7 protein-coding genes, 1 tRNA gene and 1 pseudogene are annotated in these 7,649 nt (G+C 55.2%); 4 read left to right on the forward strand and 5 right to left on the reverse strand.

Features of this window, described 5'->3' with window-relative positions; translation table 11 throughout:
* Positions 1-185: 185 nt before the first annotated feature.
* Both GIW04_RS25210 and GIW04_RS25215 read right to left on the reverse strand, forming a co-directional pair.
* A complete protein-coding gene (locus GIW04_RS25210; protein ID WP_032902227.1) occupies positions 186-410 on the reverse strand; it encodes a hypothetical protein in 225 nt (74 codons plus the stop codon).
* A gap of 43 nt (positions 411-453) precedes the next feature.
* Complete coding sequence (locus GIW04_RS25215; RefSeq protein WP_032902228.1) at positions 454-783, reverse strand: hypothetical protein; 330 nt, start codon at positions 781-783, stop codon at positions 454-456.
* Positions 784-2,023: 1,240 nt separating this feature from the next.
* Here GIW04_RS25215 and GIW04_RS25220 point away from each other — a divergent pair.
* The 4 genes and pseudogenes from GIW04_RS25220 to GIW04_RS25235 all read left to right on the forward strand — a co-directional run.
* On the forward strand, positions 2,024-3,430 hold the full coding sequence (locus GIW04_RS25220; protein ID WP_032902229.1) for a YfjI family protein: 1,407 nt from the start codon (positions 2,024-2,026) through the stop codon (positions 3,428-3,430).
* Positions 3,417-3,770: a hypothetical protein gene (locus GIW04_RS25225; protein WP_033896927.1), complete on the forward strand. Its 354-nt coding sequence runs from the start codon at positions 3,417-3,419 to the stop codon at positions 3,768-3,770. The genes GIW04_RS25220 and GIW04_RS25225 overlap by 14 nt, the downstream gene beginning before the upstream one ends.
* Positions 3,754-4,734: an integrase domain-containing protein gene (locus tag GIW04_RS25230; RefSeq protein ID WP_033896929.1), complete on the forward strand. Its 981-nt coding sequence runs from the start codon at positions 3,754-3,756 to the stop codon at positions 4,732-4,734. Before GIW04_RS25225 ends, GIW04_RS25230 begins: the two co-directional genes overlap by 17 nt.
* Positions 4,731-4,976 (forward strand): annotated as a pseudogene (locus GIW04_RS25235) (hypothetical protein); the annotation flags it as partial. The gene GIW04_RS25230 and the pseudogene GIW04_RS25235, both read left to right, overlap by 4 nt.
* Positions 4,977-5,112: 136 nt before the next feature.
* Here the strand turns inward: GIW04_RS25235 and GIW04_RS25240 are convergent.
* The 3 genes from GIW04_RS25240 to GIW04_RS25250 form a co-directional block, all read right to left on the reverse strand.
* The gene (locus tag GIW04_RS25240) at positions 5,113-6,351 is read right to left on the reverse strand and encodes a tyrosine-type recombinase/integrase (protein ID WP_032903968.1); all 1,239 of its coding nucleotides are present in this window, start codon (positions 6,349-6,351) and stop codon (positions 5,113-5,115) included.
* 165 nt (positions 6,352-6,516) lie between these two features.
* Positions 6,517-6,593 (reverse strand) — tRNA-Met (locus GIW04_RS25245).
* Positions 6,594-6,829: 236 nt separating this feature from the next.
* Positions 6,830-7,381 carry an RNA polymerase sigma factor gene (locus GIW04_RS25250; RefSeq protein WP_094775112.1) on the reverse strand — a complete coding sequence of 184 codons (552 nt, stop codon included), beginning with the start codon at positions 7,379-7,381 and terminating at the stop codon, positions 6,830-6,832.
* Positions 7,382-7,649: the final 268 nt, after the last annotated feature.

Consider the following 7,649-nt stretch of genomic DNA (forward strand, 5'->3'; position numbering starts at 1 on the left):
TTCGTACGCTGATCAACGCGGGCTCGAGGTTTTTCTTGATTATGTCGGTAGTGGCTTCAAGGCAGGCGCCACCAACTGAGGCGATTACGGCTATGAGGCTTTTCGAAAGACTTTTCTTGAGCACGGGCATTGCTCGCATCCTTGCGTATGTGTGAAAAAGCTCGGTGGGTCAGCCTTAGTACATATCACTCGTGGACGGGGCAATTCGTCGAGTCAACAGTGAGCTTGTTGGTCGCTGAGTTGAACTGAAAGGTACGCCCCTCAACGTAAAGGCCGTTCTTGATAGCATCAATTTCTTCTGCCTGACGCGGCTTCAAGGTGAGGGTCGTAACCTCCCCTTGGTAACCAATCTCTAGGCGAATGTTGTCCAGAAGTAGATTGAGTTCGTCGGCAGTCATGGTTTCGCTCATCGTAATAATTCCTTATGAAAAGGCTGGCGTACTGGGCTCTTAGCTACCTATGAATGGGCATGTTACGGAAGTATTCGCCGATAGCGCTGACAGATCCGGGCTTCAGACCTACATCATCAGTCCAAAAAGATGCCTTCAATGGGATGTCCACATCAAATAGGCAGACGAATTGTTCCTCATCCAAGTCGTAGATGACCTGCTCAACAGATGGAGCAAGCTCCGAGCCAGTCATCGTTTTCCACAACGTGCAACTGGTTCCTTGCTCAAAACGAAGGCCTGGGAACGGTGCGAAGGGAAGGGTGAGTTGATGGCTGTAATAGCCGAACACATCACCTTTCTGGATGGCTCTGACGGCAAGCAAAACCTTGTGCATTGACTCTCCTGTTGAAGTGCATCGTCGAAAAAAACTACGGTACCGAGCTTAACTGAATTGAAGAAAAATAGTCGATTGGCTGGCAGCCTCATTCGGATGTATATCTTATTGATACTGCATGCTTGCAGCAGCCGCTGGTCATGGGGCGTGAAGCCGCCACTTCCCAATCAACTAGCTTGATGCTTGAGGCTGTATTTGACGTTTGAGATTTTGCTTTTCCCGCCAAACCCTCCGATCCAGCGATCTTTGATCGCGCCGGTTGGAGGGTTCAGCCGTTTTTTTCGAGCCACTTCGTTCCACAATCTCATTTTGAATTTCAATAAGCATCAAGCCTTCGTTACCCATCAGTAATCACTTTTCGAGTGCCGCCACATTGTAAGAACGGATCTTGCCGTGGTCATGGCTAGAGCAGTGGCGACACCGGCGACACCGGCGACAACCCACGTCGGACATGCCCTGCAGCGTGGCGACAAAAGTGGCGACAGTCGCCACTTTTTGCACGCTTTGGCCGTGACGCTTGACCGTCTTTTCGAGTGGGTATAAAAATTGGCGCATGGATCGCTGTCGTTGACAGCACCTGCCCAGGTAGCCAGAACCTTCAAGGCTACGCCACTTGCGTGATGGTTCTTCCCCAAGTGCGATTAGCGTCCGGCGGTTCGCACGGTCACTCCCCAAGAGTGATGGATGCCTACTCGACTGATCTGTCCACTGCGGCAGACGATGGACCTACCTCGCTGCGCTGCAGCAACCTCACCTCTCTGCACACCTCGCTGCGCCAGACTGCGCCCGTCTCTTTCTCCTGGAAAGAGACGGGCGCTCGTACCACTGCTGCAAGCCACGTCGTACAAGGCATTGCCGCAACTCTCCTCGTGACAATCGGCCTGACAAATCCGATTCGTCGCCATCCACAACGACACAGCCACTGGTGCCGCAACCTATGGAAAGGCTGCACCTGACTGACAGTCAGGCATGCGCCAGATGTCGATGTTGTTGCCTTCTCTCACCCAGGATCTCTAGGTGCCGAACTCGTCAGTCGGCACAGCCTCCACCCGCCCGCATCTTCGGATGCGTCTAAGGAGGCCAGATTCATGGGTTTATGCCCTCGCTCCCGGTCGTAAGGAGCCGTGCGTTCCGCGTCAGTGAACACCTCACAGGCCGCAGGGGCCTTGATCCCTGATAACACTCAACATCCGTGGCGGGACTACGTGAGGGCAACCAGCAATGAACGAGGAGAGGGCCCATGCAGCAGTTAGATCCGAAGCTTGAACAACCACGACGACCTCGACCGCTGATTGAGTCGAATCCCGTCGCCCAGGCTTATCCGGTGCAGGCACTGGGTGGAATTCTTGGGCCTGCGGTAGAGCGCATGGCCGAGGTCATCGGCGTGCCCCAAGCACTGGCCGCACAATCGATGTTGGCTGCCTCGGCTCTGGCCACTCAAGGTCATGCGGGCTTACAGCTCGACGGGCGCAGTTATCCGCTGTCGCTGTACCTGATCACGGTGGCCGCGTCAGGGGATCGTAAAACGGCGGCAGATCGATGTGCATTGCTGCCAGCACGGCAATGGGAGCGTGAGCAGTGGCAGCGCTATCGCGAACAACTTACCCGGTACCGTGCCGCACAGCGACAGGCGCAGCGTATCAAGCCTGCCGATCCTGAGTCCGCGAACGGAATGTCACTCGAAGCGGAGCCCTCAGCCCCTCGGCTGATCACCACGGACCCGACTATCGAGGCCCTAGTGAAGGGGCTTTGTCATGACCTGCCTAGCATGGGGCTGTTCTGTGATGAGGGTGGACAATTCCTCGGTAGCAGCACCATGAGTCGGGATAACCGCTTGAAAGCGGTAACAACCTTGTCGTCACTCTGGGATGGCAGTCCGATAGATCGCGCGCGCTCCATGGCAGGTGAAAGCCTGCGAGCCTATGACCGACGCGTGAGCCTGCACCTGATGTTGCAACCGTACTTGGCCATACAGTTACTAAGTGATCCGTTGCTCCAGGGGCAAGGCATCCTCGGACGCTGCCTGATGACCTGGCCCACCAGCCTGGCTGGACAACGTAGCTATCAGGCTGTCGACTTGTCGAAAGACGCCGTCCTAAAGCGATATCACCACCGCCTTTCGGCCCTGTTTCATAAGCCTTGGTCACTTTCCGCTGACGGTGCTCTGCAGCTGTCACCGCTGACCCTCAGTCCGTTGGCCCGCCGTCGCTGGATTGATTTGCATGATGCTATCGAAGCTCAGCTGGGGGAGTTTGGCGAGCTGGCCAGCGTACGGCCCAGCGGATCAAAGGCCGCCGATAACCTGCTGCGCGTCGCCGGCATTCTTGCAGTTGTGGAGGAGAGCAGCGCCGTGGAGGTCGACCATATCCAGCGTGCCTCCGCTTTAGTCGGCTACTACCTCACCGAGATCCAGCGCCTGACTGAGCAGGAGCCAGTGTGTCGAGTAAAAGAGGAGGCAGACCGGCTGCTGCGATGGCTACAGGTCAAAGATTGGAAGCGTTTCAGTATTCGTGAATTGAATCGCAACGGTCCCCGCTTTGCCCGCAAGAGCAGTCGTCATGCCGCCAAGCTGCTGGTCGAGTTGATTGATCATCAGTGGCTCATCACCGACGGCCACACCTTCGAGGTGCGCCATGTTCAATCTTGATGAAGCGCTGCGCAACCATCTGGCTCAGCGCGAAAAGGAGCCGAAAGCGCAATTTGTCGCCGCTACTGTCGCCACTTTGTCGCCACGCTCAAAGCCAAGCAGGGCAAGGGATGTCGCCGCTGTCGCCGGTGTCGCCACCACCCGTAAAACTATCACCTCGACGACAGCCATCATTCAGTTGTTGAAAGAGCAGGGCGTGCATCTCTACGTCACTGACAACACGCTGTGTTTTCGCCCGACTGATTGGGCTCAGTTCGCGATTGTAAGTGCGCACTGGCGAGCCCTTTTGCATGATCTCGCGGCAGTCGATCAGGAACAGAAAAATGGCTCGGGTCGGTAAGCGAGCGGGGCGCAATTTCGGCTTCGGTCGCCAGCTTAGCTATGCTGGACCGCAAGCACTGAAAGACCTGTTTGGCGACGGCCATTTTGCTACCGTCAAAGCCCATAGTGATCGCTGGCAGGCGTTCGTGCATTGGTGTCGATCCGATGAAGGGCCGAGGGTCAACGACGCGCGCCAGATAGACCGCGAGATCCTCATGCGGTACGCCGTCCACGTGCGGGAGCAGGTTGATCAGGGCAACGTCGGCATTGCCACCGCGCAGAACCGACTGTCCAGCGTGAACCGAACGATGGCCGCGCTGCGCGGTGATCAGTACGTCAAAATCCCGAGTCCGAGTAAGGCGCTTGGCTTGCAGCGCTCAAGCGTGCGTAGTGAGGCTCCGCAAGGCCAAGACCGTGCGCAGGTCGAGTTGATCGCGCGGACTCTGTCAGATCGTCAGCAATCGAGGGTGAGTGCCATTGTGCTCCTCGCCCGTGAGACTGGTATGCGCCTGCGCGAAGCGATCCTGGCCGATCTGCCCCGACTGCAACGTGAGGGTCGGCAACTGGGCAAGATCAACATCCAGGATGGCACCAAAGGCGGTCGATCAGGCGCATCGGCACCGCGCTGGATTACGGTAACGGATCAAGTTCGCGATGCCCTGGATTGGGCCAGCGCGAACTCACCCAATGGCAGCCGGAATTTGTTGGCGCCCGACGAAAGCTACAAAGACTTTATGCAGGTAGTTGTGCGACCGGCACGGGACATTCTGCATGAGCATGGATTGAAAGGTTTTCATGAGCTGCGGGCGGCTTACGCCTGTGAGCGCTATGAGCAACTGACCGGCTTCTCCGCGCCCATCAATGGCGGTCGTTGTCATCGAGAGGATCGAGCACTCGATCAGTGTGCACGCCAGCAGATCAGCCACGAGTTGGGGCATAACCGCATCGACGTTGTGAGTGCCTACATCGGAGGTCATCGATGAAGTCCGAGTTCGATATGGAGTTGTTTTTGAGCCCTCTGCTTAAAGGTGCGCATGCCACGCGGCAGCGGCACATCAGGCAAGCAGAAAGGATGCACGAGGCGATTCGTGAGCGTTGGGGTTGCGCGACGCCCTGGTCCTGGAGAGAAAAGCACGTGAGATGGTTTCTGAAGCACTACCTGCGATGCTCAGCTCCAGCTACCGTCTACTATTACGAGTTAACAACAGCGCTAATTCGTAGGCGGTGTGAAAGTATTAAAGCTGACAGTCAGCTCAATTTGGATAAATGCTCACCAAGCTGTGGCATCCCGCAACCTAAATGGTCGACTTCAAGCTAAGCCTATCAGGACGCTCTGCGGACTCTCTTCACTGGGCAAGAAGCTAAGAGGCCGTAGTTTTATACGGCTCTGATATTTCCTGTTCAAGCCCGTCAAGATAATCGGCGTACCACTGCATCATTGTCGTACGTTGCTCCAGGTACTGAGCCTTGTTATAGATCCCTCGGACACCTGACGGCTTGTGACTGAGCTGGGCTTCAATGTGGTCCGCTGGAAAACCGTGCTCGTTGAGTACGGTGCTTGCAATATGACGGAAGCCATGTCCGGTCTGTCGTCCTTCGTAACCAAGGCGCCTTAGCGCCATCAGAAAAACGGTATCGCTGCGAGGCTTGGTTCGATCACTTCGACCAGGGAACAGCAATGGGTACGCTCCCGTGATTTTCCTTAGTTCAGTAAGAGCGCTTAGTGCCTGCTTGCAGAGTGGTACAAGGTGTTCACGCCCTTTTTTACGGCCTTTGCGTTCAACGGGGATGGTCCAAAGCCGTTTGTCAAAGTCGAACTCAGCCCAGTATGCCTCTCGAAGCTCGCTGGGGCGGACAGCCATGAGAGTAAGCAGTTGGAGGCCAAGCTGGATATCCCTGGCGTGTGGGTATGATCGTATTGCTCTGAGCAGTGCGGGAAGTTCTTCCAGGGAGACATGGGCGTAGTTCTCGGCCTTTCCCGATGACAGAAATTTATGAACCCCCTCTAAGGGGTTGTTCATCGCCCTGCCGGTTACGCGAGCCAGGTCGTAGATGTCTTTGCAGTAAGCCCTCACGCGACTCATCTGCTCGAGGATTCCCTGACGTTCGAGCCCTCTCAAAAGCTCCATCCATTCCATCGACATGATGGAGACATAAGGACGTTTTCCGACAAGAGGGAACACGTGGCGTTCCAAGGCTCCAAGGACTCTTTTTGCTGTGCCGACATCCCAGCCAGCCAAGCGAGACGTATGCCATTCACGAGCCAAGACTTCAAAGGTTTCGTTTGTTGCTGCTATCTCCGCAGCTTTTCTAGCTTTCTTGGAGGCTATCGGATTTTTGCCTTCTGCTGCATCCGATCTCAATTCAGCAGCTTTTTGCCGAGCAAGGGCGCCGCTGACTTCTGGGTAACCGCCAAGCCCGAGCCACGACCATTTGCCGTCGGGCTTCTTATAGCGCAACTCCCACGACTTCTGCCCGTTAGGCTTTACTCTGAAATACAGCCCCGAGCTGTCTAGCTCACGGTAGGCCCCCGCTTCGGGAGCGAGATTGACTAGTGCGGTATCGGAGAGAGGACGGCGTTTAATATCGCTGCGTTTCACTCGTGTATGCCTCCAGTTCAATTTTTATTGAAGCATACATGGAGGCATACAAGATGTGAAGGATGTAGGTGGACCAGCTTGGACGTCCAGATACAAGAAAGCCCGCACGAGGCGGGCTTCTTGAGGTAATTTATAGACATCCTTGGATCTCTATAAATCGGTACTTGGTGGCTACACAGGGACTTGAACCCCGGACCCCAGCATTATGAATGCTATGCTCTAACCAACTGAGCTATGTAGCCAAGTGGCGCGCATTATTCGCTTGGAACGGCAATGCGTCAAGCGTTTTTGTTGAAAATTTTTCTACGCTTTCAACTGTTTAAGCCAAAGCGCTGATTTTGGCGACGGGCGGTGGCGAATGCACCGTGGATGAGGGGAGTAGAAGAAGCTCGGTGTCTTTGAAGGTTTACTCGGGGGCCAAGTCCGACAGTGTTGGGCAGATATCCCTGTCGCCCAACGCTTGACCGACTAATTCAACTTACGTGTGCAGTGGGGGGTGGGTGACGCGCTTGAGCTGTTCGCGTGCCCGTGACAGGCGCGAGCGCACGGTGCCGATAGGAATGTCCAGTACGTCGGCGGTGTCCTGGTAGCTGCCGTCGGTTTCCAGCGAGGCATACAACGTCCTACGCATTTCTGTGGGCAAGTGATCGATCGCGCTCAGGGTATTTTCCAGTCGCCGGTTGACCTCGAATTCCCAGTCCAGGCTGTGGCTTTCTTCCTGTCCGTGCCACAGCGACTCATCGAATTCGCAATGTGCAGGCTTGGCATATAGGCGTCGAAAGTGGTTGCGGATCAGGTTTTGCGCGATACCGCACATCCAGGTACTCAGCGTCGCGGTACCACTGAAACGCTCGCGATTGCGCCAGGCCTCCAAGTATGTCAGTTGCAAAAGATCATCCGCGTCTTCCGGGTTGAGTACCCGTTTGTGAATGAAACGTCGGAGTTTTTTCTGTTGGTCGTCTGTCAGATGGAGCATGAATTGAGGCGAACTGCCACCAAGGTGAGCTAAGGCTTCAATAGGGATATTCATGATTTTTCCTTAAGGTAGACGCAGTCGAAATAGTTTCGGCGTTTACCTCTTTTGCACTGCCTGTGCCAAAGGAGAATCTGCGCATAACCCAATGATTTATATATATAAATACTTTAATTTCGTGGCGCTTTTGTGCAGTAATTTGCAAAAGGCACCAGGGGCTTGTGCGGGTTTTTTCACCTTGTTGGAAGAGCGAGTTTCAATGGAACCATCTGGACGGTCCTAACCACACATTGGCACTCTCTTCCTGTACTGGCCTGCCCATGAA

The organism is Pseudomonas sp. PA-4-8C, assembly GCF_021606625.1.
In the GTDB taxonomy this organism is placed as follows: Bacteria; Pseudomonadota; Gammaproteobacteria; order Pseudomonadales; family Pseudomonadaceae; genus Aquipseudomonas; species Aquipseudomonas lactis.